General features: G+C 50.7%; 15 protein-coding genes and 1 rRNA gene. All 16 read right to left on the reverse strand.

The features are described from left to right. Positions 1-111: ribosomal RNA gene (locus ASF12_RS12305) — 16S ribosomal RNA — on the reverse strand; the annotation flags it as partial. A gap of 254 nt (positions 112-365) precedes the next feature. Continuing rightward, positions 366-782, reverse strand: coding sequence for a GtrA family protein (locus ASF12_RS12310; RefSeq protein ID WP_056034740.1), 417 nt, complete (start codon positions 780-782; stop codon positions 366-368). A gap of 64 nt (positions 783-846) precedes the next feature. Then, on the reverse strand, positions 847-4701 hold the full coding sequence (locus ASF12_RS12315; protein WP_235533142.1) for a glycosyltransferase family 39 protein: 3855 nt from the start codon (positions 4699-4701) through the stop codon (positions 847-849). A 269-nt stretch (positions 4702-4970) separates the two neighbouring features. Continuing rightward, a complete protein-coding gene (lysS, locus tag ASF12_RS12320; protein WP_056034742.1) occupies positions 4971-6494 on the reverse strand; it encodes a lysine--tRNA ligase in 1524 nt (507 codons plus the stop codon). Between the two features lie 85 nt (positions 6495-6579). Next, on the reverse strand, positions 6580-7056 hold the full coding sequence (gene greA, locus ASF12_RS12325) for a transcription elongation factor GreA (RefSeq protein WP_056034744.1): 477 nt from the start codon (positions 7054-7056) through the stop codon (positions 6580-6582). A 784-nt stretch (positions 7057-7840) separates the two neighbouring features. Continuing rightward, the gene (dusB, locus tag ASF12_RS12335; protein WP_056034751.1) at positions 7841-8839 is read right to left on the reverse strand and encodes a tRNA dihydrouridine synthase DusB; all 999 of its coding nucleotides are present in this window, start codon (positions 8837-8839) and stop codon (positions 7841-7843) included. 130 nt (positions 8840-8969) lie between these two features. Next, a complete protein-coding gene (locus ASF12_RS12340) occupies positions 8970-9191 on the reverse strand; it encodes a helix-turn-helix domain-containing protein (protein WP_056034753.1) in 222 nt (73 codons plus the stop codon). Beyond that, a complete protein-coding gene (folK, locus tag ASF12_RS12345; RefSeq protein ID WP_056034756.1) occupies positions 9143-9694 on the reverse strand; it encodes a 2-amino-4-hydroxy-6-hydroxymethyldihydropteridine diphosphokinase in 552 nt (183 codons plus the stop codon). The genes ASF12_RS12340 and folK overlap by 49 nt, the downstream gene beginning before the upstream one ends. Continuing rightward, complete coding sequence (gene folB / locus ASF12_RS12350; protein WP_056034759.1) at positions 9672-10058, reverse strand: dihydroneopterin aldolase; 387 nt, start codon at positions 10056-10058, stop codon at positions 9672-9674. The genes folK and folB overlap by 23 nt, the downstream gene beginning before the upstream one ends. Positions 10059-10089: 31 nt before the next feature. Continuing rightward, positions 10090-10962 (reverse strand): dihydropteroate synthase, encoded by an 873-nt coding sequence (gene folP / locus ASF12_RS12355; RefSeq protein ID WP_056034762.1) that lies wholly within the window; start codon positions 10960-10962, stop codon positions 10090-10092. A gap of 61 nt (positions 10963-11023) precedes the next feature. Continuing rightward, positions 11024-11989: an aminotransferase class IV gene (locus tag ASF12_RS12360; protein ID WP_056034765.1), complete on the reverse strand. Its 966-nt coding sequence runs from the start codon at positions 11987-11989 to the stop codon at positions 11024-11026. Beyond that, positions 11986-12567, reverse strand: a complete 582-nt coding sequence (gene pabA, locus ASF12_RS12365; RefSeq protein ID WP_046234446.1) for an aminodeoxychorismate/anthranilate synthase component II — start codon at positions 12565-12567, stop codon at positions 11986-11988. Before pabA ends, ASF12_RS12360 begins: the two co-directional genes overlap by 4 nt. 14 nt (positions 12568-12581) lie before the next feature. Then, positions 12582-14219 (reverse strand): anthranilate synthase component I family protein, encoded by a 1638-nt coding sequence (locus ASF12_RS12370; protein ID WP_155973128.1) that lies wholly within the window; start codon positions 14217-14219, stop codon positions 12582-12584. A gap of 297 nt (positions 14220-14516) precedes the next feature. Further along, complete coding sequence (gene cysK / locus ASF12_RS12375; protein WP_056034771.1) at positions 14517-15455, reverse strand: cysteine synthase A; 939 nt, start codon at positions 15453-15455, stop codon at positions 14517-14519. Between the two features lie 307 nt (positions 15456-15762). Further along, on the reverse strand, positions 15763-16734 hold the full coding sequence (locus ASF12_RS12380) for a peptidylprolyl isomerase (RefSeq protein WP_056034774.1): 972 nt from the start codon (positions 16732-16734) through the stop codon (positions 15763-15765). A gap of 18 nt (positions 16735-16752) precedes the next feature. Continuing rightward, entirely contained in the window at positions 16753-17652 is a 900-nt protein-coding gene (gene hslO, locus ASF12_RS12385) for an Hsp33 family molecular chaperone HslO (protein ID WP_056034777.1), read from the reverse strand. Positions 17653-17655 lie beyond the last annotated feature (3 nt).

The following is a 17655-nucleotide window of genomic DNA, read 5'->3' on the forward strand; positions in this document are numbered from 1 at the left end:
CGTCCGCCGCTAACTATCAGGAGTGCAAGCACTCCATCAAGTCCGCTCGACTTGCATGTATTAGGCACGCCGCCAGCGTTCGTCCTGAGCCAGGATCAAACTCTCCATTTAGGTGTTGTTTGACTTGCTCATTACTTTTTTGTATCGCTTTACATTAACTTAAGTTAATGTGGCAGTTTCACTCGTTGTTCAGTTTTCAAAGAACAATTTCTCTTGTTTGCGTTTCGTTCGTGTCTGCCGTATGTCTCAGCGGCGACTCATATAATATATCACGGGTGCCTAGAAGATTGCAAGTGTTTTTTCAAAAAAACTTTCAACTTTTATTAAACCCGCATTACAGCGCCTTTTTCCGGCGTTTCAAACCCTTATTTACCGCGAAAAACCCACTTCTTGCTGCCTATAAAATTGAGCACTGTCGTCACCCCTGTAACGAGCAGCTTTGCCAGCCACTCGTTAACAAGCATCTTTTCAGATACGAAATACAATAGGGGTAACGACAGGCCTAGAACCGTACAGCTCAAAATAGTAAACCTTATCGCCTGTGCTTTATCAAACTTGCGTTCTCTTCGCTGCTCCGGCCCTTTGCCGAACGTCAGCCAGGAATTCATAACGTAGCTGTTCACAATACCTGCTCCATAAGAAATCACCTGTGCACCAACGAAGTACACACCCAGCCATACCAAGAGGCTAAACACCATAAAATCGACAGCCGTATTTACGAGCCCTATCATATTAAACATTATAAACTGCCTGATTGTTTGCCTCATTGCACCCTGGGACATGTTGCCGCTCCTTTGTCTTCCTAGCTTCTTTACTCAAATGTTTGTATGGCTCAGCTTCCTGGCACTAGCCGCTGTAGAGCACCCAGCTTGGGAACCAACGCAATATATGAGCCACATATGTTTTGCTGAAAGGCAAACCAGATAATACAGGATAAAACATAATGAACAGCACAACCGCTGCTGCGACGTATAGGCCTAGATATTTTCTCCACTTCGGATTTTTCTCCTCAGCCGTCTGGAACATATAGAGAATCGCCATGACCATGAATGGCACCATCGCAAAATAATGATAAATAAACGTCAGCCTTGGCACCAGCATCCACGGCAAGTATTGCGACAGATAAGCGATCCAGACAATGTACATTCGTTTGTCCTTGCGCTTAAGGCTTATATAGAAGGCACCTATTACCGCGAATAGCCCCGTCCACCAAATAAGTGGATTGCCGAAAACGGAAATCGACGATACATCATTCGCATTTTCTAAATCCTTGCCGCTATAATACCACACCGGGCGTTTCATAAACGGCCATTCCCACCACTGCGAGGAATAAGGATGCGTGGCAACCAGTTCGCTGTGATAAGAATACATATGCTCCTGCTGACTTACAAGTCCTTCAAATGTATATTTGCCATCGCCTGCGTTCAGCACCGGGATAAAGGACAGGCTGTAAATGACAGCCGGTATGGCGATATACGTAACCAAACAGCTCGCGAGCGTCAACAGCGTATTGCGCGGGAAAGCCTGAATGACGCGCTTATACATTTCCCTCTGCTCAGCATTCCCTGTGCTAGATGCAAGCGCACGCTTGGAAGCTGCATATTGCTTGTAGCGTTCGAACAAGGATAGGCCCAACATAACGGCAAGCCCTGCCCCGCCGTAAAGGACGATCCATTTGGACGCGGCACCGATGCCGAATACGACCCCTGCGAGCGATAGCGGAACGAGCGTCTTCCTTAGTGCTACTAAATAGAAGTTCATTCTATAGTAACGGTACATGAAGTAGAACATCAGCATAATGAAAAATACGGCGTACACATCGATCGTCGCAATGCGCGTCTGTGTGAAATGCATGAAATCGGCCGCCAGCAAAATCGCGCCAGCCGCTGCATAAACCGTGCGGTAGCGGAACAGCCGCAGCACGAATATATACATAAGAGGAATCATCGCAATGCCGAACAGCGTTCCAATAATCCGCCAGCCGAAGGGGCTGAGCCCGAACAGCTTGATGCCAATGGCGATGAGTATTTTGCCCAATGGCGGATGTGTATTTTCATATACGGGCAAATCCTCAAGGAACTCATACGCAGTACGTGCATGATAAATCTCATCGAAGTATGAGCCGTTCCAATAGGTCGACTTGTAAGCTGCCGAGCTTTGCTCATCAAATAGATGCTCCACAGGGCCAAAACGCGGGTCCTCGGCCGCTGCCGCATTAGAGCCGATATAAACAATGTCTCCAATAGGCAGCGGCTGATCGCTTCCACTTGGATAAAAGGCCATTTCCTGCAGCGAGAAACCAGTTGAAGCAACCGTAACCTTGGCATATCTCGCGCTCACATTAAGCGGCTGGACGACCCATTTTAGATCATCGCCGATTTTCAGCTCGACTTCTACACCGCCGCTCCACGCATCCGGTGAATTTCCGAACTCCAGCTTGAGCTTGCCGGCTCCCACACCTCCAAACATATTGACCCGCTCCAGCTGCTGCGTCTGGCCAAGATCAACATAAAAGCTTTGGCCATTCTGCTGCGGCTTCCAGCCTGTATTCAGGCTGTTGAACGAGCCCAAATTAAGCAGCGCCACAATCGCATAGACAACAGTAATGCCGCCCATCCACCACCAGTCCTTGCGGGTGAGCTTATTGCCGCTCTTATCAGAGGTAGAAGCCTGCAGTTCCTTGCCCTTAGGAGTGCTCTGCGGCTCCAGCTCCTTAAGTGCCTGCTGGTCCGCTTCCCGAAGTTCTTCCTGCGTCAGCGGTGGAACTGGTTTGGGATCATTTTTCACATAGAGAGAATAACCAACATAAAGCAAATAGGCGAACAAACACAAATTCGTAATGGAGCACAAAATGACAATGCCGTCGGTCACCGTATGCTGACCTGCCTCGCTAAATGCAAGCACGTACCCGACATTAATGAAATGCGTGACACTGAAACCCATCATGAGATGCAGCAGCCGCCGATCCTGCGACTCGATATAGGCGAATACATACAGCAAGATGACAGGGAACAGATAACGCTCATGCATTTTCGTCGCAAATAGAAACACGATTGTGATGAGAATAATCGCAATAAAATAAGAGATGCCCAGATTGCGCTTTGGCTTGCCCTTAAAGGAGAACCATAGTGCCGCCACAACAGCTAGTACTATGGCAATATTGCCCCATGTTTTATAAGACAACAGCAGCCAGCTGCTGTCCAGTGAAGCCCAGTTCCCTCCCGTGAGCGCGTATAAGTTGAACGCATTCAATGTTGCGTACGGATAGGAGGATAACGTTGCTTTGTAAAGCTCAATAACACCCATTAAACCGCCATTATTCAAGAAAAATGGAGCCGCAAGCACTAGAAAAGCAATCAAGCCATAAGCGACGCTCATCAAGGCGCGCTTCCAATCGCGTTTATGCCAATAAGCGAGCAGGACAACCGGGGCGAAAATTAAAGCCTGCGGTTTAATGAGCACAGCAAGCGCGAACCAGATACCGCCTCGTTCCAGACGCTCCCCCGCCATGCTGCTAATGGCCATAATGAGAAACAAGGTGAAGAAGGAATCCACCTGTCCCCAGCCTGCTGAATTGATCCAAATCGCCGGGTTAAAGACATAGAGCAGGGCAAGGCCTGTCGCTGCTGCCGGATTGAGCTTTGTTTTGGCAAACCGGTAAATGAGCCAGCTGGACACTAGATCGGCCACGATGGCCGGGAGCTTGAAGAGCAGCGTTGCTCCGCTTGTATCCGGATTTATGCTGAACCATGACTTGATGGCAGCAAGAACATACAAAATATAGACGTAGCCCGGCGGGTAGTCTGCAAAGACCCCTTCTTCATAAAACTGCTGTACGCCATTCTGATAGGCGCGATCCGCCCAGTACATAAAGGTCTTAATATCGTTGACGTAGCCCGGCACCTTAATCGCAACCCATAGCCTGAAAATAAGAGCTGCTGCCATAGCGGCAATCAGCCAGCCACGATAGGAAGTGCTGGATTTGCCAAGCGGCTGCGTCCGAAGCATTTTTCGATAGAGAAAAACAAACAAGAGGCCGAATAAGGCCGATATTGATAATACGGGAAAAGCGGATATCTTTTTCGGGTCCATCTTTTCAGCATCTGTCGCTCCGCCCCCACCACCTGTCAGCTGCGATGGCTCGAAGGACATGATTTGAACGTTTTCAGGCTTTGCTGGAAGCTGCTCCATTTTCAAATCGTCGAACAGCGCTGTTCCCGTGTTCAAGCTTCCGTAGCCGCCCAGGCTGATGCCCATTTGCAGCTCCTTCTGTTCTGGGCCTGTCCGGCCGTAAAATTCGAGCAGCTTCCACTCGCCCGCCGTATCAGTCAACTGTGGAAATGGATCGCCCACTCCTACAATGAACAGATTTGCCCCGATTGCATCGCTCTTTGCATCTGAAACCTTGACCCAGCCGCTCACATGGTAATAAGCGTCCGGACTTACGGTCAGCTTCTGTATCCATTTGGCATGGTTCGGCTGAAAGTTCTGAATCTTAGCTGCGCCGGTGCCTGAATAAACATCGGACTGCTCCAGCGTGAAGCGCGATACGCTCTCCCCAGCCTCCCACACATCCTGCGTCCATGACAAAGGTACACCGGACTCCGCATCCTCGAAGCCAGCATTATGTATAATATTAAATTCCTCCGCGAACACCTGCTTGCCGCCATAAGGCAAAAAACTGAATAAGAGCATTACCATGCATATGACCAACCGCAAACTTCTCATTGAACCTTTCAGCAACGTCTGTTCACCTCTGATTTCTATAGTCATTACCTCGCTAAGATAGCTTTTTTTGTCTGAAAATACATATTCACTTTAAAGGAAAATACGGCACGGGTCAATGGACGGAGGCGGCATCAGCTTGTTGCCTGACATAAAGCACGTTTCAACAGCTTTCCTAGCCCTATTATAGAAAAAAACCTGCTGAAGCCACAGGCCTCAACAGGTTAGTAGAAAAATATGATCGGCTATTCGCCCGCCAGATTGCGCATATGCGGGAACAGCAGCACGTCGCGGATGGAAGGCGCATCAGTCAACAGCATGACCAGACGGTCGATGCCGATTCCTAGTCCGCCCGTTGGCGGCAAGCCGTACTCCAGTGCACGGATGAAATCGTCATCCATCTCATGCGCCTCATCATTGCCCTGCTCCTTCTCCAGCAGCTGCGCCTCAAAACGTTCGCGCTGATCGATCGGATCGTTCAGCTCTGTAAACGCATTGGCATGCTCGCGCGCCACGATAAACAATTCAAAACGATCCGTGAAGCGCGGATCAACCGGGCTTTTCTTCGCCAGCGGCGAAATCGCAACCGGATGGCCCGTAACGAAGGTTGGCTGAATGAGCGTATGCTCACAAAACTCTTCAAAGAACGCATTCACAATATGACCGAACGTCATATGCGGCTCAACTTTGACGTTATGCTCCTTCGCAATGGCATGCGCTTCTTCATCCGTCATTTGAACGCTGAAGTCAACGCCTTTGATTTCCTTAACTAGATCAACCATTGAAATACGGCGCCATTGCGGCGTCAGGTCGACTTCTTGGCCTTGGTACATGATCTTGGTAGTGCCGAGCACATCCTGCGCGATATGCGCGATCATGTTTTCAGTCAATGCCATAATATCCTTGTAGTCAGCGTAAGCCTCATACAGCTCCAGCATCGTAAATTCTGGGTTATGGCGCGTCGACATGCCTTCGTTCCGATAAACGCGGCCAATTTCGTAAACCTTCTCCATGCCGCCGACAATGAGGCGTTTCAAATGCAGCTCAATCGCGATACGCATATAAAGCTGCATATCAAGCGCATTATGATGCGTGATGAAAGGACGTGCGGATGCTCCGCCCGGAATCGTATGCAGCGTCGGCGTTTCCACTTCCAGATAGTTCTGGCCATCCAGGTAGCGTCTCATCGATTGGATAATGCGGGAGCGGGAGATGAACGTTTGTTGAACATCAGGATTCACAATTAGATCAACATAACGCTGGCGGTAGCGCAGCTCGACATCCTTCAGTCCATGGAACTTGTCCGGCAAAGGCAGGAGCGATTTCGTAAGTACGATCACTTCCAGCGCTTTTACCGATACTTCGCCGGTATTCGTCTTGAATACCGTTCCCTTCACGCCGATGATATCGCCGATATCAAGCAGGGTGAATGCTGCGAATTGGTTTTCCTCAACCGTATCCTTGCGCGCATAAATTTGAATTTTGCCGCTTAGATCCTGAATGTGGGCAAAGCTCGCTTTACCCATGCCGCGCTTCTGCATAATCCGGCCCGCAATGCTGACTTGGACGGATTTCTCTTCCAGCTCTTCCTTCGTAAACGACTCATAAGCGGACACGATGTCCTTCGCATTATGCGAACGCTCGAATTTGCTGCCGAATGGATCAATGCCGAGTCCTCTCAGCTCGTCCAGTTTATCACGGCGGATTTGCAGCAGCTCGCTTAGCTCTTGTTCTTGTTCATGACCTGTCTCGGTGTTCTGATGTTCCAACTTGATTTCATCTCCTAAGGCACCGCTTTAACGTTCAAAAAGCTTCCGCTTAAGGAAGCTTTCTGAATCAGACACAGTGCAAACCTTATTTTTTAATATCGACGATTCTATATTGTATAACACCGGCAGGTACGCTGACATCAACGACCGTGCCTTCCTTTTTACCCAAAATCGCTCTGCCTACAGGGCTCTCATTGGAAATCTTATTGTTAAGCGGATCCGATTCTGCGGAACCGACAATGGCATATTCCATTTTATCGCCAAATTCCAAATCTTCTACAGTTACCGTGGAGCCGATGCTGACCACATCTGTATCGATCTCATCGCTGTTGATGATCCGAGCGTTGCGGAGCATTTTTTCCAACGTAATGATACGACCTTCGATGAAGGCCTGCTCATTCTTAGCATCTTCATACTCGGAGTTTTCGCTAATATCGCCGTAGCCAATCGCGATCTTGATCCGCTCAGCTACTTCGCGACGCTTGACCGATTTCAGCATCTCCAGTTCGTCCTCAAGCTTTCTCAAACCTTCCTGAGTCAGAATGATCTCTTTATCGCTCATCTTTCCGATTCTCCCGTCGTGTGACCAATTTTCATACCAGGTATGAATTCACTGTTAATTAATATATTACGCTCCTCTTGCCTCAGACCAGCTGAGGGAGCAGATAAGCCGCGTTGACTATAGTCATTAAGGTTATATTGCACGATTATATGCAATGTTCTCCTGAATGTCAATCAAAGCCAAACGACTGGAACGACTTTCGCATAAGGCCTCTTGAAAGCGTTGCCCTCCATATATGTACACCTGGCTGCAAGGAACACGCCGCTTGTAAAAGCGCCTGTGCTTGAACCCTTTATTTCAGTTGGCAGGACAGCCACACGGCCCTTCTTTTTTATTCGTTGCAAAACCGTACAATCCTTCCTAACTCGTCTACAAAAAACACAAAGTTCCAAATATATAAGGTTTTTTACATAACCTTTCCATTTTCTCATAAGCCGCCATGGCTCTCCTCATCTATTACCCAAGGTGAAACGGCTCGCGCCGTTCTATGAAAAAATAACAAATGTTTTGTCGTTAGGCGTCATACGAGCATAGGCAGGAGACTCGCCTTTACAACCTTTTATTTTAAAAAAAGGCAGGCCTCTGAACGTTCTCAGATAACCTGCCCGTTTATTTCATTTGTAAATCAAGTATAGGGATTGTCGAATTTCCGAGCAGCCGTTTCCTGAACAGCCTGATCGTGCAAGGTGAAACGGCTGGCGCCTTCCTTTGGCGGCGCAACGCGTTTCATTCCGAGAAATATAGAGAAAGGATCGCGTTAGGATATCCTTTCCTATATTTCAAGCTAGAAACTTGCAGCAGCCAGACCTTGCTCCTCGAGCGACACCAGATACTGATCCAAAATGTCCACCATCCGGTCCCGGCCGGTTTCTTCCATAATAACATCCTTGACGCGGGCACCGCCCGGCAAGCCTTTCAAATACCAAGCCAGATGCTTGCGCATTTCCCGTACGGCAACCGCCTCGCCCTTCAGGTCAATGAGACGATCCAGATGAAGAATAGCAACCTGCATCTTCTCGCGCGGCATTGGATCGGGCAGCAGCTCGCCATTCGTCAAATATTGAATGGTCCGATACAGCATCCAAGGGTTTCCAAGCGCACCACGGCCGATCATGACGCCGTCGCAGCCTGTATGCTCCAGCAAGCGCCTGGCATCTTCAGGTGAAAAAACATCCCCGTTGCCGATTACCGGAATCGACACAGCCTGCTTCACATCGCGAATGATGTCCCAATTCGCTACACCTGTGTACTGCTGCTCGCGCGTACGACCGTGTACGCTGACCGCTTTGCCGCCAGCACGCTCAACGGCGCGCGCATTTTCCACCGCATAAATATGCTCGTCATCCCAGCCGATGCGCATTTTCACCGTTACCGGTTTATCGACAGCTTCTACTACGGCAGAAACCATCTCGTAAATTTTGTTCGGGTCAAGGAGCCAGCGCGCACCAGCATCGCATTTCGTTACCTTAGGTACCGGGCAGCCCATATTGATATCAATAATATCAGCATTGGTTTGCTTATCCACGACCTTCGCCGCCTCGACCAGCGATTCACGGTCACCGCCGACAATCTGCAGGCTAAGCGGCTTCTCACGCTCGTCCACGAACAGCATTTCCCTCGTCCGCTTATTGCCGTGCAAAATCGCCTTGTCGCTCACCATCTCCGCGCACACAAGACCTGTTCCAAACTCTTTCGCAATTAGACGAAAGGCTGGATTACACACGCCGGCCATCGGCGCGAGTACAACTCTGTTCTTCATCTCGATGTCGCCGATTTTCAGCATGCTTCTCCACGCTCCTTCTGGTTTGTTCAAATATAAGCATTTATAAGTTATACCCTTATAACGGGCTTATACTTCACCCGCGAAACGGTAGCTATACCGCCAGAGGACGGCGTCAGCCGTTTACGCTTGCTTACGCGTTTCCATTTGATTCCGAATCCGTCAACTCTTCATAGCTAACGCCAAGGGTGTTTGATATATGAATCAATAACTTCGCGTCCGCCTTGCGGGTGCCGCGCTCAAGGGAGCCTAACACCGCTACCGACACGCCAAGTACTTTTGCTAATTCCTGCTGTGTATAGCCCTTTAGCTTACGAAATGCCCGGACTCGCTGTGCCAATTGATGATTTTCCATAACATGATGCCTTCCTTTCCATCCTGAAGCGCTGAAGCCGCGGCCGCAGCCACCTGTTCCTTAAGCGGATGGGACTGCTCGATTACATCACCAAGCGGAACGAGCACGAAAGAACGTTCCATCATTCGCGGATGCGGAAGTGTCAGCTCCTCGCCATCCATCACGACATCAGCATACAACAGCAAATCGAGATCTATAGTGCGCGGCCCCCAGCGTATATCTCTAACACGCCCAAGCTGCTGCTCGGTATCCAGCAGAACGTGCAGTAAAGCAAGCGGGGACAGCGTAGTTCGTACGGCGATAGCCATATTCAGAAAAGGGGGCTGATCCGTATAGCCGACCGGATCGGTCTCATATACGCCCGAAACGCGAAGCACTTCGATGTCTGGGCGGCCGCTTAACTGCTGGATCGCTTGCAGCAAAAGCTGCTGCCGATCCCCTACATTTGAACCGAGAGCCACATATGCATCTGCGGGCGAATTAAACGGAGACAATGCGTCCATCAGCATCCCGCTTTCTGCGCAGCTCTACCGTCACGCCATCAAAATGAATGTCGAACGGCGGGTTCGGCTTCGTCACACGAACCGTTACTTCATTTATCATAGTATAAGCCGCCAGCAACTGGGTTGCAATGCTACCCGCTAAAGCCTCGATCAATTTAAACGGCGTTCCTTCGACGATTTTCTTCGTTAGCGCATGCAATTCGGCATAATTCACCGTTGCTTCCAAATCATCCATCGTTGCCGCTTTCTCCAAATCCATCAGCAGTTCCAGATCAACACCGAATTTTTGCCCCAGCCTGTTCTCTTCCGCAAAAACACCGTGATAACCGTAAAACTGCATGCCTTTCACAAGCATTCTATCCATAAGCTTACGCCCCTTATACTTATATCTGAAACTATGAATAACGCGGGTAGGTAATCGCATCCGACATTATAGCTGTTCTTTTATTCGCGCGCACATCATGCACCCTGACGATTTGACAGCCTTGAGCAATGCCCAGCGCCGTCGTCGCTGCCGTACCCTCTACCAGCTCTTCCCTTGGCAACTCTAGCGTCTGCCTAATGAAGCTTTTGCGTGAAGTGCCCAGCAGTACAGGATAGCCAAGAGCGTGCAGCTCGGCGAGCCGTCCTAGAAGCTCCATATTTTGCTCATGGGTTTTGGCAAAGCCAAGACCGGGATCTAGCCAGATATGCTCCTCTTTCACGCCCGCATCTCTTGCGATTTCGATGCTTTCTTTCAAATCGGCAATAACATCCTCCACAAAATCGGCTGCCAGGTAGACGGGATTCGTCCGATTATGCGTTAAAATAACTGGGCAGCCGTATTCCGCTGCGGCTGCCGCCATATCCGCATCAAATTTGAGTCCCCAAATATCATTAATAATCGTAGCCCCTGCGGCGAGCGCGTGACGTGCTGTCTTTGCCTTATACGTATCGATCGATATCGCAATGTGAGGCAGCGCAGCACGGACAGCTTGTATGACCGGAATAACGCGGCGCAGCTCCTCCTCAGCATCGACCGGCACAAAGCCCGGGCGCGTGGATTCGCCGCCGATATCGATAATATCAGCGCCTTCTGCCGCCATCTCCAATGCACGGCTGGCAGCCGCCTCCGCTTCATTAAACTTCCCGCCATCGGAGAAGGAATCGGGTGTCGCATTCAAAATGCCCATAATCAGCGTGCGCTTGCCCAGCTCCAGCTGCTTCCCTCCAGGCAGCTCATAGCTCCTGCTGTAATATTCAAGCTTGCTTTCTCTTGTTATATTCATAAGTTCCGCTCACACCTTTAGCTATTCTAGTCTTCATGCGCAGCTGATTGACGCTTCCACCTTACTTGCTTCTCATCGTATCGGAGCGGTAAGCCTTTAGCAGCTGGCGCGTGATCGGGCCGGCCACAGTCCCGGCTTTCCCGGCTTCCGCTTCCGCCTCAAGCATGGCTGCATTTCTGGCCTTTCCGGAGCCCGCGCCGCTTCCTGCACCCGCCTCTTTGCCAACCTGCACCAGAGTGCCGTCGGGACCTGATAACCGCGTCACTGGCACCAGTTCCTGAACGGAGCCCGTCAGCCAAATTTCATCTGCCCCAAGCAGCTGGTTCCAGCTGTAATAGCCTTCCTCCACCTGGAAGCCTGCCGCACGGGCCAGTTCCATAACGCGCTCTCGCGTAATGCCAGGCAAAATGCCTGTATCAACCGCGGGCGTCCGAATGACACCATCCTGGGCAAAAAAAAGATTGCTGACGATGCCCTCCGTCAGCAGGCCAGCATCGCTCAGCATCATTCCTTCTGCTCCCGGCGAGGCATTGCTCGCGGCCAGCTCGCGCTTCGCTATAATATTATTCATATAATGCAGTGATTTAAGCCGAATCTCGCCTTCTGGCGTATTGCGCTTCGTATGCAGCAGCCTAAGCTCGCGGCCATGCTCATAAAGCGCGGCCTGATAAGGCGGCAGCGGCTTCATCAAGATCAGCTCCTGCGGCTGCTCATAATCGCCCACCGGCAAGCCTAGCCCGCCATCGCCTGCTGTAACGGTCAGCCGGACATAACCATCCTTCAGCTCATTCGCATGAAGCAGCTCGGCGATCCTCGCCTCAAGCGCACTTTGATCCGCTTTGTAGCGAATGCCCAGTGACAAACAGCCCGCCTCCAGCCGCCGCAAATGCCGTTCCAGCAAATAAGCGCGGCCGCCATAGGTCCGGAACGTCTCGAACAAACCCAAACCGTACAAAAAGCCGTGATCATATATTGAGATCACAGCTTGACCGGCATCCATGACAACGCCGCCAAACGCGACCTTCATCGCGGCGCGCCTGTACGAATTTTCAAAAAGTTGCGCAGCAGCGTCAGCCCATGCTCGGAAATAATCGATTCCGGATGGAATTGCACCCCTTCAATCGGGTATTCTTTGTGGCGAAGGGCCATAATTTCGCCTTCCGCTGTTTCTGCACTGATTTCAAGACAGTCTGGCAGGGTCTCTTTTTTCACGATAAGGGAATGGTAACGGGTTGCGGTGAACGGCGAAGGGATGCCTTCAAAAATCGTTTTGCCGTCATGCACCATTTGTGATGTTTTTCCATGCATCAAACGTTCAGCGCGAATGACATCGCCGCCAAAAGCTTGTCCAATCGCCTGATGGCCAAGGCACACGCCGAAAATCGGAATTTTTCCTTTAAAATGCTCAATGAGCGACAGGCTGATGCCCGCTTCGTTCGGAGAGCAAGGTCCCGGAGAAATCAAAATATGATCAGGTGCCAATTGCTCAATGTCCGCCAGCCCCAGCTCATCATTTCTTTTCACAACAATGTCCTCGCCAAGCTCGCCTAAATATTGCACCAGGTTGTAGGTAAACGAATCATAGTTATCTATTACGAGAATCATCGCATGCGCCCCCTCTAATGTTTGCGCCCGCTTGGCGCAGCCTGCCTGAACCGTTCACTATACTCAATCGCCTTCCACAGCGCCTTCGCCTTGCTTAATGATTCCTTATATTCGCGCTCCGGCTTGGAATCAATGACGATGCCTGCTCCGGCCTGAATATGCACCATGCCATCTTTGACGACCATAGTTCGTATGATAATATTAAATTCCATATCGCCATTATAGTCAATCCATCCGAGCGAGCCGGTATAAGGACCACGCCTTACAGGCTCCAGCTCTTCAATGATTTCCATCGTGCGGATTTTGGGAGCGCCTGTTATAGTTCCGCCTGGGAAAGTAGCCGCAATCACATCGTAAGCATCCTTGCCCTCGGCAAGCCGTCCCTCCACTTGGGATACCAAATGCATCACATGCGAATATTGCTCTATGACCATCAGCTCTTCCACTTTCACAGTGCCGTAAGCCGAAATCCGCCCCAAATCGTTGCGCTCCAAATCGACCAGCATAATATGCTCGGCGCGCTCCTTCTCACTCGTCCGCAGCTCCTCCGCCATGAGCTCGTTTTCCACCTCTGTTCGGCCGCGTCTGCGCGTTCCGGCAATTGGGCGGGCTGCAAGCAAGTCGCCGCGGCGCTCAACGAGCAGCTCCGGGGAAGCCGAAACGAGCTGAAAGTCAGGACAGCGCAGAAAGCCCATATATGGAGAAGGATTAATGAGACGAAGCCATTCGTACAGCTCTTCTGGCTGCACACCCAGCGCCCGGCTCTGCCTCACCGATAAATTAACCTGAAATACGTCGCCTTGCCCGATGTAACGCTGAATTTGCCGAACAGCCTCCTCAAAGGCTTCCTTCGAAAAACGCGTACTGATCCCGCCCATCTCATCCAGATTGCTCTGGAGGGAATCGTCCGTGGCAAGCTGCAGACGCTCTTGACGCAGCTGGCGGCTGTCGCTTGTGCTTGAGCTAGCAGCATGATTCACGCCCCGCTGTCCATTCGCTTCGCTTCCGAACCGCTTCTCCCAATAAACGGCCATCTCATCGGCCCGCGAGCAAGCTTGCGCATAAAGACGCCGCAGCTCCTCTTTACCCGCATCGCTTGGCACAAGCGTATGCACCGCGCAATATAGCTTCTTGTCGCTATGATCGACAATCCACAGTTCATTTAAACGCAGAAATAAATAATCCGGCAAATTCAAGTCGTCCTCCGTCAGCTCCGGCAGCCGCTCAATCGAACGAATGACGTCATAGCTCCAAAATCCGACACAGCCGCCTGTCCATTTCGGCATGCCAGCTGCTTCAAGCTTCGGCGCGCGATAAGGCTCCATCCAGCTCCGCACCACTTCGAGCGGCTTGCCTTGATAGCGTACGACTGAATCAGCCGCCTGTGAAGCATCGGCGAGATCTGGGCTCAACGCCCGGGCTTCCGCCTCCAAACCTTTGCCGCGAATGACGCTTTCCGGCTGCAAGCCGAGATACGTATAGCGCCCGCCCTTGCCGCTCTCCAGCACAAAAGCATAAGGCGATGCATCCCGCCATGCCTCTTCCCATGAAGCGACGCCTTCTTCTCCAAGCGGCAGCTCCCGCAGCAGTGGAAAAGTCGTATACTTCTGCTCGGCGTGCCACCCTAACCAATAGTCCAAGGCGGTGAACATCACCTTCCAACCCCCGATCGACAAGCATGTTTATTTTGCCTAGTATACAGAATACCCGCCCAAAAGGAAAGAGCGCTGCCACCATATTCATGCGGCCCATTACGCCCATCAAGCGTAAACGGCTGCAGCCGTCCTCTGGCGGCAAAGCTGCCGTGTCGAAGGTGAATGCTAAGCCGTTTATAAGGGTGAAACTTATACATTCTTATAATTGAAAAAAGCCCTCCACTCAAATGAATGGAAGGCCAGTCAAACGGTACACCGCTCCAATTAAGGCACGGCCCCGCTTGGTCATAAGTGTTAGTTCTCGAAGTTGAACAGCGGCGTACTGAGGTAACGCTCACCGTTACTTGGAACAACCGCGATAACGCGCTTGCCTTTGCCGAGTTCTTTCGCTACTTTCAAAGCAGCATAGATTGCAGCACCGGAGGAAATTCCGCACAAGATGCCTTCTTCTTTCGCAGCACGGCGTGCGTAGTCGAATGCATCATCATTTTCAACGGTAATCACTTCGTCGTAGATCTCACGGTCCAAAATCGTCGGCACGAAGTTAGCGCCAATACCTTGGATTTTGTGAGGGCCAGGCTGTCCGCCCGAAAGCAGTGGGGAAGCCGCTGGCTCAACCGCGTAAATTTTAATATCTTTGAAGTTCTTCTTCAGCACTTCGCCAGTACCCGTAATTGTGCCGCCAGTACCAATGCCCGCTACGAATGCATCCAGCTTGCCGTCCAGGGAGTTGATCGCCTCAACGATTTCTGGGCCTGTCGTCTCGCGGTGGATTTTCACATTCGCTTGGTTATTGAACTGCTGCGGGATAAAATAGGACGGGTTTTCTTTCGCCAGCTCTTCAGCTTTGCGTACAGCTCCGTTCATGCCTTCCGAACCCGGCGTCAGAACTACTTCTGCACCATAGGCACGAAGCAGGTTGCGGCGCTCAATACTCATCGTCTCAGGCATAACAAGAATAGCTTTATAACCTTTAGCCGCTGCTACCAAGGCAAGACCGATACCTGTGTTGCCGCTTGTAGGCTCAACAATTGTATCGCCTGGCTTAATGACGCCTTCCTGTTCAGCTACCTCGATCATGCTGATTGCGATACGGTCTTTTACGCTCGCACCTGGGTTTTGATATTCAAGCTTCACATAAATTTCAGCGCTGTCCTCAGGAACAAGACGATTCAAGCGAACTAGCGGTGTATCACCAATTAGATCAGTAATGCTTTGCACGATTTTTGCCATGTGTCATACTTCCTCCTTATTCCGACTAATTCAGTTGGTTTTTTAACTAATTCCATCTTATCAATGAGTTGTATTCGTTGTCAATACCTTCATTTCCTTCAAGCGAAAACGGCTGGCTAACGCCATCCCCGACCGAAAAAGTATCGTTTTGCGTTGAAATATAAGCTTGATATAAGAGGAAGCCTTATAAATGCTTATATTTTGAAAAAGACGGATTGTTCGCCCATTTTCTAATCGTCTGGCGAATACGGCTATATGATGCTCCAATATAATGGAAGCTTATAAACGAACCTAAAATTTCTTATATTTACGGAAAGGTGACCGCGTCATATTTGTCCAATAGCTGCTGCTCAATTTCGCTTAGCGAAGGAGCCTGTGATAAAGCCAGCTCTTTGCGAACCAGTTCATGCAATTGCTGCCCCTGTGGCTTATCCGTTGTGTGACGCTCCATCAAACGAATAATGGCATAACCTTCGGCAATGGCTATCGGGCCGGCAATCTCTCCCGTACCCAGCTTGCTTGCTGCTGAAAGAATCGCCAGCTCATGAAACGGGTCATTCGCATCAATAAGGCCTAAATCACCGCCAGCCTCTGCCGTAAAAGCATCTATTGAGTTTTCAGTCGCGGTTTGCGCGAAATCCGCTCCTTGGGACAGTTTGTCCAGCACGCGGTTCGCCTCTTCCTTATTCGCCGTCACAATCCAGGATAAGCGATATTGCAGCTTGTCGCCGTACTGTTCCTCATGATCCGCAATGTAGCGTTCAACCTCAGCGTCCGGCACGTCCACTTTTTGGATCGCTATTTTTTCAGTCAACAGCCTGTACTTCACATCCTTCAAAACTTCCTCTTTGGACATGCCAAGCTGCTGATCCATGACCCGGTAAAAATCCTCTTCGCTATCGTACCCTTCTGCCTGCTCCTCCACAGCTCTCTGCTGTTCCTGAGCGGTAACCTCAAGCTGCTGCGAGGCAGCTTCTTGGTCAATGGCGCTGTGAATCATCATCAGCTTGAGGGTGGCTTCGCCATATTGCTCGCTGAGCCTGTTCATCAGCTCGCTTACCCTAATGCTGTGATTGCCAATGATGGCAATAATTTTATCGTTTTCCGAGCTGCCGGGTACTATCTCATTGCCCGTCTCCGTACGTGTTCCCGAATCCGGCTCATGCTCTGGCAGCCCTTCAGAAAAAGGCGACAATCTCACTACAACAACTACACTGAGCACGATCATGCACAACGCCTGAATGACGACGATCGTCCTGACTACACCGATTTTATTCATTGCCCGGTAGCCTCCATCTTAATGGATCGGCTTCGGTTTGGCTTGGTCGAGCAATTGCTCCAGCTCAGTACGGTTAAACTGGTACGCTTCATTACAGAAGTGGCATACGACCTCTGCTTTTCCTTCTTCTTCAATCGTTTGCTGCAATTCCGATTCGCCCATGCTGATCAGAGTCTGCTCTACGCGCTCGCGCGAGCATTTGCATTGAAAACGCAAATCCAGCGACTCATGGATGACAGCATCGTCGCCGACGACCCATTTGAGCAGCCCTTCTGGCGTCTCGCCCTGATCGAGCAGCGCAGTGACAGGAGGCATCGCACTGAGCGCTTTCTCCAGCTTTGTAATTTCTGCATCCGTAAGTCCTGGCATCAGCTGTACGATAAAGCCGCCAGCGTGGATGACGCGGCCATCCTCATCGACCAGCACGCCTAGCCCAACTGCGGAAGGCGTCTGCTCCGATACGGCAAAATAATAGGTGAAATCTTCGCCCAGCTCGCCGGAAACAATCGGAACGCTGCCGCGGTAAGGCTCTTTCAGGCCTAGATCCTTTGTAATATGAATATAACCGCTATGGCCTACTGCACCTGCAACATCAAGCTTGCCCTGCGCATTGCTTGGAAGCAGAACGAGCGGATTGTCCGTGTAGCCTCGCACTTCTCCATGAGCATTTGCATCAACAACAATTTGTCCCATTGGGCCATCGCCCTTCACTTGAATCGTCAGCTTTTCTTCGCCCTTCAGCATGGCGCCCATAATAGCTCCGGCTGTTGCCGTTCTGCCGATCGCCGCCGTTGCTGTTGGCAGTGTACCGTGCCGGCGCTGCAGCTCATCGACCAATTGCGTTGTACGGGCAGCGAAAACACGAATTTTGCCTTCCCATGCCGTGCCGCGCACCAAAAAATCTTTCCTTTGCTCCATCGT

The sequence above is a fragment of the Paenibacillus sp. Leaf72 genome, from assembly GCF_001422685.1.
In the GTDB taxonomy this organism is placed as follows: Bacteria; Bacillota; Bacilli; order Paenibacillales; family Paenibacillaceae; genus Pristimantibacillus.